14 protein-coding genes are annotated in these 16,304 nt (G+C 60.6%); 3 read left to right on the top strand and 11 right to left on the bottom strand.

The genetic code is table 11. From position 1 onward, the window contains the following. Position 1 precedes the first annotated feature (1 nt). The 3 genes from ACK6D9_RS07255 to ACK6D9_RS07245 all read right to left on the bottom strand — a co-directional run bounded on the left by ACK6D9_RS07255 (position 2) and on the right by ACK6D9_RS07245 (position 3,589). Positions 2-1,135 carry a carbohydrate ABC transporter permease gene (locus tag ACK6D9_RS07255; protein ID WP_412051758.1) on the bottom strand — a complete coding sequence of 378 codons (1,134 nt, stop codon included), beginning with the start codon at positions 1,133-1,135 and terminating at the stop codon, positions 2-4. A 15-nt stretch (positions 1,136-1,150) separates the two neighbouring features. Further along, positions 1,151-2,155 (bottom strand): carbohydrate ABC transporter permease, encoded by a 1,005-nt coding sequence (locus ACK6D9_RS07250; RefSeq protein ID WP_412051164.1) that lies wholly within the window; start codon positions 2,153-2,155, stop codon positions 1,151-1,153. A 75-nt stretch (positions 2,156-2,230) separates the two neighbouring features. After that, positions 2,231-3,589 (bottom strand): ABC transporter substrate-binding protein, encoded by a 1,359-nt coding sequence (locus ACK6D9_RS07245; RefSeq protein WP_412051163.1) that lies wholly within the window; start codon positions 3,587-3,589, stop codon positions 2,231-2,233. Positions 3,590-3,907: 318 nt separating this feature from the next. On the opposite strand from ACK6D9_RS07245, the gene ACK6D9_RS07240 reads away from it, so the two are divergent. Next, the gene (locus ACK6D9_RS07240; RefSeq protein ID WP_412051162.1) at positions 3,908-4,984 is read left to right on the top strand and encodes a LacI family DNA-binding transcriptional regulator; all 1,077 of its coding nucleotides are present in this window, start codon (positions 3,908-3,910) and stop codon (positions 4,982-4,984) included. 36 nt (positions 4,985-5,020) lie between these two features. On the opposite strand, the gene folD is transcribed toward ACK6D9_RS07240, so the two are convergent. Together folD and ACK6D9_RS07230 are read right to left on the bottom strand one after the other, a co-directional pair. Continuing rightward, the gene (gene folD, locus ACK6D9_RS07235) at positions 5,021-5,920 is read right to left on the bottom strand and encodes a bifunctional methylenetetrahydrofolate dehydrogenase/methenyltetrahydrofolate cyclohydrolase FolD (protein ID WP_412051161.1); all 900 of its coding nucleotides are present in this window, start codon (positions 5,918-5,920) and stop codon (positions 5,021-5,023) included. A 146-nt stretch (positions 5,921-6,066) separates the two neighbouring features. Beyond that, entirely contained in the window at positions 6,067-8,961 is a 2,895-nt protein-coding gene (locus tag ACK6D9_RS07230) for a GNVR domain-containing protein (RefSeq protein ID WP_412051160.1), read from the bottom strand. A gap of 310 nt (positions 8,962-9,271) precedes the next feature. Here ACK6D9_RS07230 and ACK6D9_RS07225 point away from each other — a divergent pair, with 310 nt between their 5' ends. Continuing rightward, a complete protein-coding gene (locus tag ACK6D9_RS07225) occupies positions 9,272-10,513 on the top strand; it encodes a lipopolysaccharide biosynthesis protein (RefSeq protein ID WP_412051159.1) in 1,242 nt (413 codons plus the stop codon). Positions 10,514-10,554: 41 nt separating this feature from the next. On the opposite strand, the gene ACK6D9_RS07220 is transcribed toward ACK6D9_RS07225, so the two are convergent. The 3 genes from ACK6D9_RS07220 to ACK6D9_RS07210 all read right to left on the bottom strand — a co-directional run bounded on the left by ACK6D9_RS07220 (position 10,555) and on the right by ACK6D9_RS07210 (position 13,576). Beyond that, positions 10,555-11,433 (bottom strand): DUF6492 family protein, encoded by an 879-nt coding sequence (locus ACK6D9_RS07220; RefSeq protein ID WP_412051158.1) that lies wholly within the window; start codon positions 11,431-11,433, stop codon positions 10,555-10,557. 40 nt (positions 11,434-11,473) lie between these two features. Continuing rightward, on the bottom strand, positions 11,474-12,253 hold the full coding sequence (locus ACK6D9_RS07215) for a WecB/TagA/CpsF family glycosyltransferase (RefSeq protein ID WP_412051157.1): 780 nt from the start codon (positions 12,251-12,253) through the stop codon (positions 11,474-11,476). A gap of 150 nt (positions 12,254-12,403) precedes the next feature. Next, entirely contained in the window at positions 12,404-13,576 is a 1,173-nt protein-coding gene (locus ACK6D9_RS07210; RefSeq protein WP_412051156.1) for a glycosyltransferase, read from the bottom strand. Between the two features lie 145 nt (positions 13,577-13,721). Between ACK6D9_RS07210 and ACK6D9_RS07205 the strand changes: the two genes are divergently transcribed. After that, on the top strand, positions 13,722-14,711 hold the full coding sequence (locus ACK6D9_RS07205; RefSeq protein ID WP_412051155.1) for a glycosyltransferase family 2 protein: 990 nt from the start codon (positions 13,722-13,724) through the stop codon (positions 14,709-14,711). Positions 14,712-14,763: 52 nt separating this feature from the next. Here ACK6D9_RS07205 and ACK6D9_RS07200 read toward each other — a convergent pair whose 3' ends face one another. From ACK6D9_RS07200 to ACK6D9_RS07190, 3 genes are read right to left on the bottom strand one after another with little or no spacing between them, the layout of a single operon-like run. After that, a complete protein-coding gene (locus ACK6D9_RS07200; protein ID WP_322988171.1) occupies positions 14,764-15,303 on the bottom strand; it encodes a hypothetical protein in 540 nt (179 codons plus the stop codon). Then, on the bottom strand, positions 15,300-15,671 hold the full coding sequence (locus tag ACK6D9_RS07195; RefSeq protein WP_412051154.1) for a hypothetical protein: 372 nt from the start codon (positions 15,669-15,671) through the stop codon (positions 15,300-15,302). The genes ACK6D9_RS07200 and ACK6D9_RS07195 overlap by 4 nt, the downstream gene beginning before the upstream one ends. A 5-nt stretch (positions 15,672-15,676) precedes the next feature. Further along, complete coding sequence (locus tag ACK6D9_RS07190) at positions 15,677-16,270, bottom strand: rod-binding protein (protein WP_412051153.1); 594 nt, start codon at positions 16,268-16,270, stop codon at positions 15,677-15,679. Positions 16,271-16,304 lie beyond the last annotated feature (34 nt).

The raw sequence follows: 16,304 nt of genomic DNA, 5'->3' as shown, positions 1-16,304 counted from the left end.
CTTATTTGACGGAGCCGGCCAGAAGGCCGCGCACGAGATAGCGTTGCATGGCGAAGAACACCGCCAGCGGCACTGCTATGGAGACGAAGGCGGAAGTTGCAAGAATTTCCCAGTCACCGCCGCGTGATCCCATCAGGTTGACCAGCCGTCCGGTCAACACAAGCCTGTCGTCGGATGCGCCCAGGAAGACCAATGCGACCAAAAGGTCGTTCCAGGTCCAGAGGAACTGGAAGATGGCAAACGAGGCCAGCGCCGGGAACGATAAGGGCAGGATGATCTTGACGAAAATCTGGAAATCGGTGGCACCATCGACGCGGGCGTTCTCGATGATATCGCGCGGCAGGCCAACCATGTAGTTGCGCAACAGATAGATCGCCAGCGGCAACCCGAAGCCGGTATGGGCCAGCCAGATACCAAGATAGCTCTTACCGATGCCGATGGCATTATGCAGCGTCAGCAGCGGGATTAGCGCCAGTTGCAACGGCACCACCAGTAGCCCGACCACGCTGGCGATCAGCAGCGCCCTGCCCGGAAAACGCATCCAGGCCAGCGCATAGGCGGCAAAGGCGGCAATCAGGATCGGGATGATGGTCGCCGGAATGGAGACCGTCAGCGTGTTGATGAAGGCCTGGCCGACGCCTTCGCCTCCGCGCGAACTGAACAGCACGGTTTGGTAGTTGCGGAGCGTGAATTCCGGTGGTGTGGAGGCGGTGGTGAATACACGCGGATTGCGCTGGTCGGCAAAACTGTTCGGGCCCGAGAGCACGAAGGCGCCGCGATTGTCGACCGTCAGCATGTTGCCGTCGCCCAGATCTGCGACTTCGCCGGGTGCATAGGCATTGGGCTTGAGCGAACTGGTTCCCCAATGGCTCAACTCACTGTCGCTGGTCGGGAACAGTTCTCCGCGGATGACAAATTTGCCGTCGGCCTGCTGCTCCTCGCCCTGCACTCGCACCGGTGAGTTCTGGGTCTCCTGAGTTGACAGTGCCTTCCACCAGCCGCTCGACGAAATCTGATCGGAGGTGCGGAAGGAGGACACCAGCAGGCCGAAGGTGGGGAATACCCACAGGGCGACCAGAACGATAACCGAGAGATGCACGACCCATGTCAGTCCCGATTTCTTGCTCGCGAGTATTGCCATGACCGGTCCCTACTTCATTTCTTTGCTGGCGCTGTAGACGTTCCAGACCAGGATCGGCGACACCAGCAGCAGGATGATGATGGCGCTGGCAGAGCCGACACCCCAGTCGCCGATGCCGACAAACAGCTTGCCATACATGTAGTTGGCGAGAACCTGTGTTTCCCACTGACCATTGGTCATGGCGTAGACGATATCGAACACCTTGAGCACGACAATGGTGATGGTGGTCCAAACCACGACGATGGTACCCATGATCTGCGGCACCTTGATCTTGAAGAATATCTGCAGCGGATTGGCGCCGTCGATCACCGCCGCCTCAATGGTGTCCTCGGGAATACCGCGAAGTGCTGCCGACAGGATCACCATGGCGAAACCGGTCTGGATCCAGATCAACACGATCATCAGGAAGAACGAGTTCCAGAACGGAATCGTCAGCCAGGTCTGCGGCTCAGCCCCGCCAAAATACAGGTACAATGCGTTGAGCACGCCGATCTGCTCAGAACCGAGCGGCCGTGTGTCATAGATCAGTTTCCAGATCACCGAGGCGCCGACGAAGGAAATCGCCATCGGCATGAAGATCAGCGACTTGGCGATGCTCCCCCACCAAATCCGGTCGGTGAGTTGGGCGATAACCAGCCCCATGACGGTGGCCATCGCCGGCACGAACACCAGCCACAATATATTGTTCTGCATCGCCTCCCAAAACTTCGGCTCAGAGAACATCTGCCGGTAATTGGCCAGTCCGACAAAGGCGCCACCTAGGTCGCGGTCGGTCAACGAGAGCCATATGGTGGCTATCACCGGATAGGCAAGATAGATACCCAGCGCCAGCAACGCCGGAGCGAGAAACAGCCAGGGCCGGACCTGATTGGCGCGGTTGATGTTGCGACCGGCCTGTGGTCCGGTAGCCGGAAAGATGAAGCGGTCAAGAACGATGTTGGAGAAATAGAAGTAGCCAATACAACCGCCGACGCCGAGAATGATGGTAACTAAACCTTGCAATGCCGGATTCATGGCCTCCCCCCAGAACGGATGTGTCGGGCACACTGCCACCCGGGCCTTGACCCGGATGGCAGAGTTCAGAACCGATTAGTTTTTGATGGTGTCCCAGGATTTCTGGATTGCATCGGCGACATCTTCGGCGGACTTGCCTCCGACATAGTCAACCATGCCAGTCCAGAATGAGCCTGCGCCGACCGCGCCCGGCATCAGGTCGGAACCGTCAAACCGGAACGTCGTCGAATTGAGCAGGATGTCGCCCTGCTTCTTCATCGCGGCGTTGGCGTAGGTTTCCGGGTTGGCCGACTTGAACGGCGTCAGGAAACTTGACTGAGCCATCCAGACTTCATGGGCTATCGGGGTTTCCAGCCACTCGATGAAGGCGCGGGCGGCTGGCGAATCCTTGGTAATCATCGCGAGCGTACCAGCACCGAGGACAGGCTTGCCAAGATCCTCGCTCTCATAGGCGGGCATGTAGAAGAAATCGGCATCGACACCGACCTCGGTGCCTTCCGGAAAGAATGACGGAATGAACGATGCCTGGTGGTGCAGGTAGCACTGCACCGGCGAGGAGAACAGGCCCTTGGGGCTGTCGCGGAAGTCGGTCGAGGCCACGGCAGCGGCACCACCCGAGACGAACTTGTCATTGCGTGCAAACCAGCCGAACTCCTCAATCGCCTTGATGACGATCGGATCATTGAACTTGAGCTCGTTGGAGACCCACTTGTCGTAATTCTCCGGCGTGGTTGTTCGCAGCATCATATCTTCCACCCAGTCCGTCGCAGGCCAGCCGGTAGCGCCGCCTGACCCCAGGCCAATGCACCAAGGCGTGCCGCCGTCATCGACGATCTTCTGGGTCAATGCCTTGAGCTCCTCCATGCTGGTGGGAACCTCGTAGCCAGCGTCATCAAAATTGTCGGGCACGTACCAGACCAGCGATTTCACGTCGATCTTGTAGGGGAAAGCGAAGAAGGCGGTGTTGCCATCTTTGCCCTTGTAGGAGCCGAGATCGACCCAGGACTGGCCGGCTGCATAATTGTCGAGAATCCATTGTTGGGTATCCTCGCCCAGCGGCGTCAGGAATCCCTTGGCGGCTAGATCGGCAATCAGGCCCGGCTGCGGTAGAACCGCGATGTTGGGCGGGCTGCCGGCCTGGGTGTCGATGACGATCTGCTGTTCGTAATTTTCCGAGGAGGAATACTCGACATTGACGCCGGTTGCCTCGGAGAAGTAGGCCAGCATGGATTCAACCAACGCCTGGTCTTCGCCGCGCCACGGACCAAACATGGTCAGGGTCTCGCCCTTGAGATCGCCATGGGCGGACTTGAACGCCTCATAGCTGTCCCAGTTGAAATTGCCCTCGCCCGGGGCGAATTTGAGGTCGGCGGCCTGCGCCGCGCCCAGTGCCAGGGCGGTGGCTGCAACACCCGTCAAAAACAGTTTTCTCATCAAAGTCTTCCTCCCGGCCAGTGCCTGATCCGTCACAAAAGTTGTGAATAGTTCTCCCAGCCAAGGCTGCCCCGCTTTCAAAGCGCTTTGGCTTGCAATCAGAGGACGACCTGTGCGGATGCGAGTCAAGCCAAAAATTTGAATCGACGTTCAATTGCCGCCATATTGCTGCATTGCAGCATGGCTTGAAGGCGTTTGGAGTTGATTTTTCGCTTTTGTTCCGTTCCGGTCTCGGGTTAAATGCAAGTATCAGGGATGCCGGGGTAGCGCGCGTGCGTGTAATTTTCCAAAGCGCTTTGGATGAAAGGAAACCGTGCCGTGAACCTGAAGCAGCTGTCAGATCTCCTGGGCTTGTCGCAGACAACCATATCGCGCGCCCTCAATGGCTATCCGGAAGTCAGCGAACAGACCCGCCGCAGGGTGATCGAGGCAGCACAGCGGCACGGCTACAAACCCAATTCCAACGCCCGCAAACTGGCCACCGGCAAGGCCGGCTCGATCGGCTATGTGCTGCCGGTCGGGCGCAATGTCGATCTCGACCCGCATTTTGTCGAATTCCTTTCCGGACTGGGCGAACATGCGCTGACGCACGAGATCGACCTGTCACTGACACCGGCGCCGATCGAACGTGAAAGCGAAGCCTACCGGCGGATTGCCGCCAGCCGCTCGGTGGACGGGGTCTACCTTTCGTCGATGCGCAATGACGACCAGCGCATCGCGCTGGTGCGGGAGTTGGGGATTCCGTTTCTGGCGCATGGCCGCGCCTACAAGCCGGCCGACGGCTATGCGTTTCTTGATATCGACAATGAAGGCGCGTTTCACGACGCAGCACGGCTGTTGCTGCAACTGGGTCACCAGCGTCTGGCGTTCATCAATGGCGACACCGAGTTTACCTTCGCGCTGCACCGGCTGGGCGGGGTCAAACGGGCGATGGCCGAGCACGGATTGCCGGCGGGTGCGTTGAAACACCATACAGCGGCGATGAACGAGGACAGCGGCTACCGGCTGGCGATGGCGCTCTATGACGGCACGGAGGCAGACACGCGACCGACCGGGCTGCTCAGCGCTTCGATGTTTACCACGCTGGGGATCTTCCGGGCGCTCAACCAGCTCGGCATCAGCGTTCCCGGTGATGTCTCGGTGATCACTCATGACGATGTGTTCCCGTTTCTCAAGCCGGAGAGTTTTTCGGTGCCGCTGACCACCACCCGCTCCTCGATCCGGGCGGCGGGCGCCAGGATCTGCGAGCGGCTGGTCAACATCATCTCCGGCGCCGAGGCCGATCCGGTTCAGGAAATATGGCCGGTGGAACTGGTGGTCAGAGCCTCGACCGGTCCGGCGCCCACGGCATCAGCCAAGCCGGGCCGTCGCGGATCGGCGTTGGCGGCGGAATAAAACATCCGCCGCCCGCAACCACGTGGAAACACAGGATCAGAATGACGGCGGTGTCAGCCCTTGCGAACGCATGGCTGCGGTCACCGTGTTGGCCATCAGCATGGCGATCGTCATCGGCCCGACACCCCCGGGAACCGGGGTGATGACCGCAGCTTTTTCAGCGCATTCGTCAAACGCGACGTCGCCGACCAGCCGGGTCTTGCCTTCGCCGCGCTCGGGCGCGTCAATGCGATTGATGCCGACATCGATGACGGTTGCACCCGGCTTGACCCAATCGGCCTTGACCATCTGCGGGCGGCCAACGGCTGCGACCAGAATATCGGCGTTGCGGCAGATACCGGGCAGATCCCTGGTACGCGAATGGGCGATGGTGATGGTGGCGTTTGCGGCCAACAGCAGCGCCGCCATCGGTTTGCCGAACAGATTCGAGCGACCGATCACCACGGCATTGAGGCCGGACAGGTCGGCACCATGGGTCTGGCGCACGAACAGCATGGCGCCGGCCGGTGTGCATGAGATAAGCCCGCCGTCGAGATCGCCGGTCATCAGCTTGCCGGCATTGACGACATGCAGACCATCGACATCCTTTTCCGGCCGGATCGACTGGATCACCCGGTCGGAATCGAGATGGTCGGGCAGCGGCAACTGCACCAGAATGCCGTGAATTTCGGGATCAGCATTGAGATCTGCCACCAGGTCTTCAAGCTCGGCCTGGGTGGTGGTCTCGGGCAATGTGTGCTGCACGGATTTGAACCCGCACTGTTTGGCCATGCGGCTCTTGGAGGCGACATAGACATGGGAGGCCGGGTCCTTGCCGACGATGACCACGGCGAGACCGGGCCGGGCGCCGGTTTTGGCCTCAAGCTCGGCGCTGGCAGCCGATACCTGCTCGATCACCTCTGCCGCTACGGCTTTTCCGTCAATCACCCTGGCCATGCACACCTCACTTGGATCTTTCTCTCAGCGCCGTCGCTTGGCGACCACACCCTTGTGGTCGCGACCCTACGAAACCCGACGCGGGCACCGATAGCCTCTTTGCGTCTTTCGGTGTCAAAAAACAAGATTGGGTGGGTCGTTCGTGGTCAGCCGCGGCGACGCGCCGCTCCATAACCGTCGATCCGCGAGCGCAATGAATCCATCTCCCTGCGAATTCGATCAACGTTACCATCGCGCACCGGGGGCTGGGAGACCGGCTGAGACGGGGGTGGCGATGGCATCGCCCGGGCATCCTGCTGGCGCGCGTACGCAGGCTGCTGCATCTGCGGCTGCGGCTGCGGCTGCGGCTGCGGAGCATATTGCCAGTTTGGTTGCGCCGGCGTCTGCTGCCAGACGAGTGCGGGTTGATGGGGCCAGACCTGTTGCGCCGGAGGCTGCTGGGACCAGGCAGGCGCTGGCTGCGGCGCGGTCGGCGCATAGGCCGGATAGGCGGTTGCGTGGGCGTAGGCGTAGGCGGGATACATCATCTGCTGATGGGCAGGCTGCTGAACCAGCGGGGCTTGTGGATGCTGGACGGCCTGCGGGTAGGCATAAGCCTGGGGCATTGCCGCCGGCGCGGCGGCGGTTGGCGCACCATAATAACCGGAAGGCTGGGTGTTCACCGGATTGGTCTGCGCGCCAGGGTAGATCGGCTGCTCCGGCTGCCGGGGCATGTGTTCGGGCTGACGTTGCAGCGGCGCAGCCTCGGGCTGCCAAGAAGACTGCTGGACCGGCGGGGTCGTGGGGGGCGACGGCTGCGCCGATGTCTGTGCAAAATCCTGGGCCGAATAGGCGCCGGCGCCAAAGCCGGTGCGCTCGCCCAATGAACGCGGCTGCACCCCGGCCTGCGGGCTTGCGGTTCCGGGCGTTGCTCCTGACTGATCAACGGCTGCGGCGGTATTTACAGCCAGGCCTGGATCGGGGCGGGCAAGCACCGCGTTTGCGTAGGCCCGGGCACGGGCGCTGGAAAAGGTTTCGGCGGAGGCCTCGTCAGCAGCTGTGGCGAACGCTTCCGCATCGTCTTCCTGGCGGGCACGACGGCGAGGGGCGCCGGGCGGCGTGCGGGGGCCGGGCTCTGTCGGATTGGGCTGCGGCGGATAGTTTGCAAAAGGCGGGGTCTGGAACCGCGCCTGCGGGACACTCCCATTGTAGGAGCGGATGCTTTCGACGGCGCCGGCCACCAAGGCCAGACCGATACCTGCGAACATGCCTGCAAACATGCCGCCGATGGCGATCAGCTTGCGCGAGGGGCCCATCGGATTGAGCGGCGCTTCGGCTGGCGAGATCACCCGGACATTGCGGGTCGACATGTTGGAGCGTTCGCTGGTTTCACGCGAGCGCTTGAGGAAGGCCTCGTAGATCTGCCGTGTGGCTGTGGCCTTGCGCTCGAGTTCGCGCAGCGTGACGAATTCCACCGACTGATCCATGGCGCGGCTCTTGGCCACCGCCATCTGGCTTGCAAGTTCCTGCTCGGTTTCCACAGCGCGCTGCAGTTCCATCTGGGAACTGGCGACGATGCGGCGCAACTCGGCGCGGATTTCAGCACGAATGGTGTCGAGTGTGGACTTGGCCGCGACATATTGCGGGTGGCGCGGGCCAAGCTGGGTGGCAAGCGAGTCAGCCGTCGACTTGGTCTGGGTGTATTGCTTGCGCAGATTGGTCAGGTTGGAGGACAAAAACTCCTCGGGAAACGAGCCCGAGAGAATATCGTCGATCGCGACCTTGGCGAGATTGTCGGCCTTGACCCGGATACCGATCTTGGCTGCCCGGGCATTGGCAAGCTGGTCGCTGAGCGCAAGGATCACCTTGTCGTCGATGTATTCGCCGCCGATCCCGACAATGCCGTTTTCTGCCTTGAAAGCTTCGACCTTGCGTTCGGCCGCGTCGAGATCGCTGCGCAAGGAATCAATCCGGCTGTCGATCGATTCCGAGGTCCGCTCGAGCAGCCCCGACTGGGCCTGCCCTTCCTCATCGAGATAGGTTTCGACGATGGCATTTGCGATCAGCGCGGATTTCTCCGGATTCCTTGTATCGACACCGACAATGATGACGAAGGTCTTGGAATCGCGCGATACCGACAGTGCCCGACGCAGAGTGTTGAGCGCCTTCTGTTCGGCTTCGGAAGCGGGATCCTTGCCGGTGAACAATTCCTTGATCAGACTGATCCCGCCGGCGATACCGCCCGATGACAGCGCACCGTTGAATTCGGGATCACGGTCAAGCCCGAGATCGGCAACCACCTTCTCCAGCACATTAGTGGAGGAAAGGATCTGCAACTGGCTGTCGGTGATCGCCAGCATGGCTTCGGTGGAAAGCTGCTGGTTGCGAATATCGTCGTCGGTCACCCGGATTTCGCGGGGGTCGATGAACAACCGGCTTTCGGCATAGAATTTATGCGGCGTCGCCAACGCCATCAGCACGCCAAGCACTGCACCGGCCACCGTGGCCGCGCCGATCAGATAACGAAACCGCCAGACCGCCGAAACCAGGATCGAGGCGTCCAGCAAGGGGCGCGATCCGCTCTCCTGCCAGTTTGCATTTGCCGCCGCATGCCAATGGTAGTGATCGTCATGATCTTGCTCAGGCGCCTGTATTGGTGGCGCGGAAGCGCGCGCCATCTGCTCGCGCGGCGTATGTTGCGCTGCCTCTTCCTGACGCGAATAAGGGATTTGGTCTTCAGTCTGGCGCGGTTCAGGCCGCCCCTTGTCGGGAGCCACCCTGTCCATCAACCGGGCGATACGGTCTCCAAATGAATCCGAACCGACCAGGCCGGCGCGATCAGAGCCTTGCGCTGCGGCGACAGGGATTGCCGCGGGCTCTGCGGCAAGCGGGGTGTCCTTCGGAGCGGTGTCTTTTGCGGCAGCGAAGCGGGATGTCGAAAGCCGGGGACCGTGCGCGTTGGCAGCATCCGGTGACGGCCGTGCGGAAGGCGCGTCGACAGCATGATCGAGCAGCGATCCGCGACGGGGGCGTTGCCTGTGCTCTTTGGCGAGATCGCTCATAACCGGCCCAAGGCCACCCCTGTTCGCAAGAAACTCATCTTTGTTAAGCCAATCTATAAAATCATAGGAAATAAATGGTTAATTTCCGCACCGGGCGCTCCGAAATTGCAGGTCGAGCCGCAAGCAGCGCGTTCTCCACAACTCTTCAGGCCTTGGCCGCAATCGCACAAAAATGCCCTGACAAAACGCCGAATTAACGAATACCCATTATGGTTTAGGGGGCGGGGCGATATTGCCGCCAATGGCCTATCTCTCCCGCAGGCCACCCCTCACGCAGCGAAGACACATGATTGCGCGCCTCAAGAACCTGATGAGTACCTACAAGGATTTGATCCGCGCCTATCTTTCGATGATTGGTGGTTCGGTCGGGCGCCTTGTCATATCGCTGGTCTATTTCATCGCCATCGCCAATACCCTGTCGATCAGCGATTTTGGCCTGTTCGCCACCGCGTCAGCCTGCGGGATCATGCTCTCGCGGCTGATGGCCTTTGGTTTCGTTTCGCCGCTCTACCGCATCGCCACGGTCAAGACCCGGTTGCTCGGCGTCTATACCGCCGGCTTCCTCGGGGGGCTTGTGCTCTCGGCGCCGGTGATCGCGCTGGCGGCCTGGGCCACCCACTGGCTGATCTTTTCCGGAGAGATGGCGATGATTACCTTCGCCAGCATCATCCTGGCCGAGGTGCTGTGCTGGCGGATCATGGAAATCGTGGTGATCGTCAGCAACGGCATCAACCGCTTTGGCTCGGGGGCGATCCTGGTGGTGATCGCCACCGCCATCAAGACGCTGGCAGCGCTTGCCTTTGTCGGGTTTGCAGATGCGTCGCTGGCGACCTGGTCGTGGTATTACCTTGCGGCAAACGGCATAACCGCAGTAGTGGCGGTAGGGTTCTTCTATCCCCGGGTCCGGCTCCGCTGGAAGCCGGCGCTCTATTTGAGGCGCTGGGCCGACGCGGTTTCGGTGGCCGGTGCGGAAATGCTGTTCTATGTCCAGTCGGAACTCGACAAGGTGCTGGTACTGGCGCTCGGCGGGCCGGAGACTGCCGGCATCTACGCGATGATCATGCGGCTGGTCGACCTCACCGCCCTGCCCGTCCGTGCCTTTTTGACGGTGCTGACGCAAAGGTTGATGCGAACATCGAAAATGCTCGACGAGTTGAAGAACCGAATCCTGCTCGAGGGCGCCGTGACCGCGGTTTCGACCGCCGGTTTGCTGGGCATGGCCGGGGTACTGTGGATCTTCCCCAATGCGCTTGGCAAGAACGTGGCGGAGGCCGCGCCGCTGCTGATTTTCGTGGCGCTGGTTCCGGCCTTCCGCAACCTGATCGAGTACCATTCCGAATTGCTCTATGCGACCGGCCGAACCGTGGTGCGGATGCTGGTGCTGGCTTCGCTGGGGGGGATGAAGGCCCTACTGCTGGCCTATGTGCTGGGGCTCAACGTCGATGTGGTGATCTGGGTGGGGATGCTGAACGCCGCGTTCTTTGTGCTCTATTTGCAATCGGCGCTGCTGACTTACCGGGCGCTGCGTTCGATCAAGAAACGGCCCATCTGAAGAGATAAACGCCGTGCCGGTTCAGATAAACGCACGGCGCATTATAGCGGCGAGACCGAGAACGCCAGACGCCGGATTTCAGCGATCGGCTGATGCACGAAGGACTGCACACCGACCGCGACCTGTTCGGGTTGCAGCCCTTGCATAAAGATCTCAAGCCCTGCCGATGTCTCCGGGTAGGTCTCGCGGAACCAGAGCATGTGGCACAGCGGCTGGTCTGAGGGGATATGCCCTTCGCCGTTCAGGATTTCGTCAACAAAACGGCCATAGATTGTGCATTCGGACATAGCTCTCGAAGAGACCAGTGCGCGAACCCAATTATGACCCGAGATGTTTTCTATGTGATCGAGCAACGCCCGGGCGGTATCGACCCGCCAGCCAATGAAGGTGTTGATGTAGTCATGCGCCGGGCTAACCGCCGCAGGCAGTCCGAGCAGCCTACCCGCTTGGGCGTACCATCCCCGATGTTCGGTCATTTTATCGCTGACACCGCCGTCGATGCGGAACATCCGCATCTGCCCATCCACCCACATGCTGGCCGGATCATAGGGACGAACCATGACGACGTCGGAATCTATTGACAGCAGCATATCGGCGTCCACATGGCGCGCCATCGCCAGACGGCGGATCTGCTGAGCATGCCATCCGCGCAAAGGCAGCGAAAAGAGTGACAACCAGAGCCTGCGACGACCGAATTTCAGCGGATCAGGGAATGATCGCAGCCAGAAGGGAAACAGTTCGGCCTCGCTGACGATGGACCGTTTCGGCCCTTCAAGCTGCCGGAACAGGACGACATCGGCCCGCTCGACCAGCAGATAATGGTGCCAGTCTCCCTGCATGAAGCGGTCCATGCTTTCACACAACAGCGCACAGCGATCGAAATCGCCGGCATAGGAAGCGGTCATTACAGCTGTGTTCATGTCGGTTCCGAGCGGCTCTAAAATACAGGCTGCGAGGCCATTACGCGGTAATCCGGGAACCCCGGCTTGCGCTCTTCAGCTTGTAGCGCAGCACATGCCAGAGGAAAACCGGATTGCCGACAATATAGCGGCGCCACAGACGCGAAGGCTCGAGGACGAGCCGCCAGAGCCATTCGGCCCGCAAGCTGCGAAACACCTGCGGCGCACGTGGCACGGCGCCGGAGACAAAATCAAACAACGCCCCTACCCCCATCACCAGGCGGCCATGGCCTTGGCGTATATGCGTGTCGATCCAGGTCTCCTGGGTCGGACTTCCCATCGCCACCAGGGTGATGTCGGGATCGATCTCGGCCAACCTGTCGAGGATGGCAGCGCTGTCGGACCTGTCGAAATAGCCGTCCGAGACCGCATGAAACGTGTGCCACGGCGTGGCGCTGGCAAAGTTTTCAGCCGCGCGCTTGAGAATGTCCGGGCGCCCGCCAATCAGCGCCACCTTGAGCGGCCGCTCGATATGCACAAGCAGGGCGGGAACAAGATCGGTGCCGTTGAGATTGGCCGGGAAGGAGGTGCCGTAAAACGTGCGTGACGCGATATCGACGCCAAGGCCATCGGGCAGGACTTCACATTTGGTGAGCAGGTTACGGTAATCCAGGTCGCGCATCGCCAGATTGGCGTTGTGGGCGTTGAGAAAATTGACCACACGTGGCGCGCCTTCGCTATCGACGAACTGCTCCAGTCGCTCAAGCGCCGGGGTCCAACCGCAGGCCGCAACCTGGATACCCAAGATATCGCGATGCTCGCCAATTTCCATATTCGTCATGTCTGCTCCAGGCTCTCTGCGTGATACGGGCTGTTCGTCATAAATCAGCCCAGAGAGCGTAAATCGCGCTTTCCGATCGGTATTAACACCTTCTCAAATCGCTTGTCCCGATGTTCTATCATCTGGGTTAAATCGTTAACTTACAATTTGTTAACCATGATTTTCCCATTTCTGGAAAGCACGGTTCAGGCATTGGGTGAGTTTTGAGAGCTGTTGGGCGTGAAAAATGCGCCCGTCACTGTCAAGATTTTCGCCGCTGCGCGACCGCCCGATCAGCCGGGTCATGGCCTCGGCAAAAGCGGCAGGATCATCGGCAGCGACGCAATTGTCGGGCCGGTCGGAAATGCCGCGCAAAGCGCTCTGTGTGGCAACTGCCGGGAGGCCCATTTCGAAGGTTTCAATGGTCTTGAGCTGAACTCCGGTGCCCGTTTGCGAGACCAGCGGAACAAGCCGGCAGGAGCGCACGAAGGCGCGCGCATCGGGCACCCGTCCGAGAAACGTGACATTGGCAGGTGCCGCCGGCGTATTCGCACCAAGACCGCCGGCAACGGCGATTTTGACGTCATTTGGCAGGCGTGGCGCCACTTCGGCGAGGAACCAATCGAGACCGGTACGGTTTGCTGTCCAGCTCCAGGAGCCGATCAGGCCGACGTCAAATTCCGATGGCCGCGGCGATGGCGCTTCAGGCGGCGTCACCGAGGTTACCAGCGGCAACGCGGTGGAGCGCTCGGCGGAGGCGACGCGGAGTTCGGCGCGGTCGGCCTCGGCCAGAGTGAAAACATGGCGTGCCTGGGCACACAGGTCCTGCTCCAGAAGCCGCAACAGGTGGGCGTCGCGCCGGTACAGCCAACGGCTTACAGCGGTGCCGGCAAGGTCGGCATTATCGGCCGCCGTTCGGGCCTCGACATTATGGGCGACAAACAGGCTGGGCCATTCCTTGAAGACATCGAGAAACGCCCCCGGCAACTGTACCGAATTGAGAATCAAGCCGTCGATCGCCTCGAAGCCGCCCAGCGCTGCGCGGATATCAGACGCGGTAACGGCATGCATCTTGGCCACGGACACCGGCTCGCCGTGCACAAACGCATCCTTGAGCCAGAGTGCCTTTTGCATTTTGCCGACGCGCGCATTGGTAACCTCGAGGGTACCAAGCAGGCGAGTGTCGTCGGGTGCGGCGGCTGTCTGGCCGGGTTGCAGGAAGCCAACTACCGACACCTTGTGGCCGAGCAACCGCACCGCATCGACGATCACCCGGTTGGCAATGTCATAACCGGACGCCGGAGCCGCCACTGGGACAAGCGAGGAGATGAAGACAAAATGCATGTGTGATCCATTGGATTATTATGGTCTTTTATACGGCACGGGACTGAAAGGGCGGTTAAACACGCGTTTCAAATTTACGGCGCCGGTTTCAGCCAATCTTCAGATTCGCATGGCATTGTGAGCGCTCATCAACAGGATGATGCGCATGACGCCTAATCACCCCCATATCTCCGAGCATGCACGCTCGGCCGGTCTCGCGCCTGATGGTGTCCGCGTGGTCATCACCGTGCCTACGTTCCGGCGTCCCGACCATCTGATTGCGACGCTCAACTCACTGGAGGCGCAGCAGAAGGGCCGCGACACTGCGGTAATCGTCATGGACAATGACGCGGAAGGCCTGGAAGGCGCGCATGCAGCCGCCAACTGGCTGAAAACCTCACAGCTGCAGGGGATTGTCATCGTCGCCCACCAACGCGGCAATTGCCACGCTTACAATGCCGGCTGGGAAACGGCCCTGGCGGAATTTCCGAATTTCGCACATATCGCGGTGATCGATGATGACGAACTCGCCGGCCCCGGCTGGATCGACGCGCTGGTGGAAACGGCGCAGCGCTGCGGCGTTGATCTGGTGGGCGGACCGCAGGTTCCGGTGTTTGCCGACCACGCGCTCGACTGCTGGCGTCGGCATCCGGTGTTTACACCGCATTATACACAGACCGGGGTGGTGCCGATCCTCTATTCATCAGGCAATGTGCTGATCGCACGACGCGTGCTCGACGCCATGCCGCAGCCGTTCCTCGATCCGGGGTTCAATTTCATCGGCGGCGGCGACAGTGATTTTTACCGCCGGGCCAAGGCGCGCGGCTTCACGTTCGGCTGGTGCGCCGAAGCGCAGGTGATGGAAACCCTACCCTCGCGACGGGCTGAATTCTCCTGGCTGAATGCACGATCACTGCGCAATGGCGCAATATCGGCGATCATCGAAAAACGGCAACGGCCAGGATTTTCGGGCAGAGCGAAAACGCTCGCCAAGTCGCTGGCGTTGTTGGCGGCATCGCCATTTCGTGGGATCGGGTTGGGGCTGGAGACAAGGTCTGCGGTGATCGGGCTTTATCACACCCAGGTGGCGCTGGGGCGGTTGATGGCCGAGTTCGGGCTGGTCAACGAGCAGTACCGAAATCCTGAAAGCAACTGACGCGGGGCGTGTCCGTCATCGCCCCTGTGCACCCCTTTGAGCGCAGCATGCATCAGTGACCGGGTGCGGGCTCGGCTTTTTCGACGCCGCCTTCATCCACCAGCGCGTCCCCCCTCATGTTCCGCTCGCCGCGGCGCATGTTGGAACGAATATCATCCTTGGACAGGAAATCGATCTGCTCGACAATCACGTCGTGAAACACATCCTCGCCGAGCTTTCCATTGAGCGTGTCGCGAACATGCGTGCGAAATGCCTCAAGGTCGAATTTCTCGAGATCGGGAAACCCGATGATCTGCTCGCCGACCAGCGCGGTGTAGAGCGTGTCAGTTACAAGCACATCGATCGGGATGGTTAGCAGCGCAACCTTGGCCGGATCGACCGTATAGGACAGCCGGGTAATGAAATATCCATCGACGGAACCGCCGTTGATGACCGGGATCGATGTCACTTCGCCGCGAACCGTCTCCAGCCCGCCGAACATGGCCGGAACCGGTTCAACGGTTTCCTTCTTGTTGCTGATCTGGACCGAGAAATAGACCGATGCAAGCGCAACAGCGCAAATCCAGACCCCGGTAATGAGCAGTTTCATCATGACAGGCTGGTTCCGCGGAACTGGTTGATCGAATAGGTGCCGTCTGCCTCCGAGGCGGCGACCGATTCCTTGATCATCTCAGCAATCTCACGCACGGCTTCCATATGCGCCTTGATCCGGGAGTTGTTGGTGTCGAGCTTTTGCTTCACTGTTCCCAGGTGCTCTCTGTGGGTATCTCCCAGTTGGGCCGGGTCGATGTCCTTGAAAAGCATCGTCATGTCGTAGAGACAACGGCTCTTGGCCGCATTGGAACGCATGAAATCGTAATCCCGGTCGCTGCCGATGGCTGCATTTTCAGCATCGACCACAGCTTCGAGCCGCTCCAGCACACTGTGAAAACGGTGATCCCGCGAAGAAGAGTCGAGCATGGCGCTCAGGCCCTCCGCGCGGCAGGTTGCAGGGTCGGACCCCCGGCATCGTCATCCGTCGGACCGGCAATATCGGCGAGAATGTCCATCTGGGTCTGATTGATCATGCTGGCGGCCCGGTTGGTCACGTTGGAGCCGATTCTGCCAGCCGGTTCCGGCGGCAGTCCGGGGGCGATCCTATCAGCCAGCATGCGCTCGGCGATGCCGATGCCGCCACCCTTGGCAAGCGCTGCACCCAACTGCTCGGCCATCATACCTTTCCAGATCTCGCCGGCGGTGCCTTTGCCGTACAGTTCTTCACTGTCCTGGGGGAGCATCGAGCCGATGAAACTCTGCAAGATCATCGCTTCAAAACGCTGATAGGTCTCCTTGACCTGATCGGGGGTGTGATTGGATGTTGCGGCAGCCGGTACCGGTGCCAATACCTTGGAAGGATCGGTCGACGCCAGCAATTGGTGTTCAAAAGCCGGAGATTTGGCGGCGATTTCGGTCTTGCGTGCCGACGCCGCCTCCAGCATGGCTTCTGCCTTCTGCGCCACGGCGGGGTCAGCCGCGCGTACCACATCCAGAATGAGATCGGTTGCCGTTTGAATGGACACGAGATATCCCCGTCGCGCGAATTTGAGAAACAAT

The sequence above is a fragment of the Hoeflea sp. Naph1 genome, from assembly GCF_046837775.1.
Taxonomy (GTDB): domain Bacteria; phylum Pseudomonadota; class Alphaproteobacteria; order Rhizobiales; family Rhizobiaceae; genus Hoeflea.
The sequence above is the reverse complement of the archived record's forward strand: the minus strand, read 5'-3'. Positions and strand labels throughout refer to the sequence as shown.

What these genes read in the sequence shown, in the direction of transcription:
- ACK6D9_RS07250 (WP_412051164.1), bottom strand. Translation starts at nt 2,155, where the DNA reads ATGAATCCGGCATTGCAAGGTTTAGTTACCATCATTCTCGGCGTCGGC.
- ACK6D9_RS07245 (WP_412051163.1), bottom strand. Translation starts at nt 3,589, where the DNA reads ATGAGAAAACTGTTTTTGACGGGTGTTGCAGCCACCGCCCTGGCACTG.
- folD (WP_412051161.1), bottom strand. Translation starts at nt 5,920, where the DNA reads ATGGCCAGGGTGATTGACGGAAAAGCCGTAGCGGCAGAGGTGATCGAG.
- ACK6D9_RS07230 (WP_412051160.1), bottom strand. Translation starts at nt 8,961, where the DNA reads ATGAGCGATCTCGCCAAAGAGCACAGGCAACGCCCCCGTCGCGGATCG.
- ACK6D9_RS07225 (WP_412051159.1), top strand. Translation starts at nt 9,272, where the DNA reads ATGAGTACCTACAAGGATTTGATCCGCGCCTATCTTTCGATGATTGGT.
- ACK6D9_RS07220 (WP_412051158.1), bottom strand. Translation starts at nt 11,433, where the DNA reads ATGAACACAGCTGTAATGACCGCTTCCTATGCCGGCGATTTCGATCGC.
- ACK6D9_RS07215 (WP_412051157.1), bottom strand. Translation starts at nt 12,253, where the DNA reads ATGACGAATATGGAAATTGGCGAGCATCGCGATATCTTGGGTATCCAG.
- ACK6D9_RS07210 (WP_412051156.1), bottom strand. Translation starts at nt 13,576, where the DNA reads ATGCATTTTGTCTTCATCTCCTCGCTTGTCCCAGTGGCGGCTCCGGCG.
- ACK6D9_RS07205 (WP_412051155.1), top strand. Translation starts at nt 13,722, where the DNA reads ATGACGCCTAATCACCCCCATATCTCCGAGCATGCACGCTCGGCCGGT.
- ACK6D9_RS07200 (WP_322988171.1), bottom strand. Translation starts at nt 15,303, where the DNA reads ATGATGAAACTGCTCATTACCGGGGTCTGGATTTGCGCTGTTGCGCTT.
- ACK6D9_RS07195 (WP_412051154.1), bottom strand. Translation starts at nt 15,671, where the DNA reads ATGCTCGACTCTTCTTCGCGGGATCACCGTTTTCACAGTGTGCTGGAG.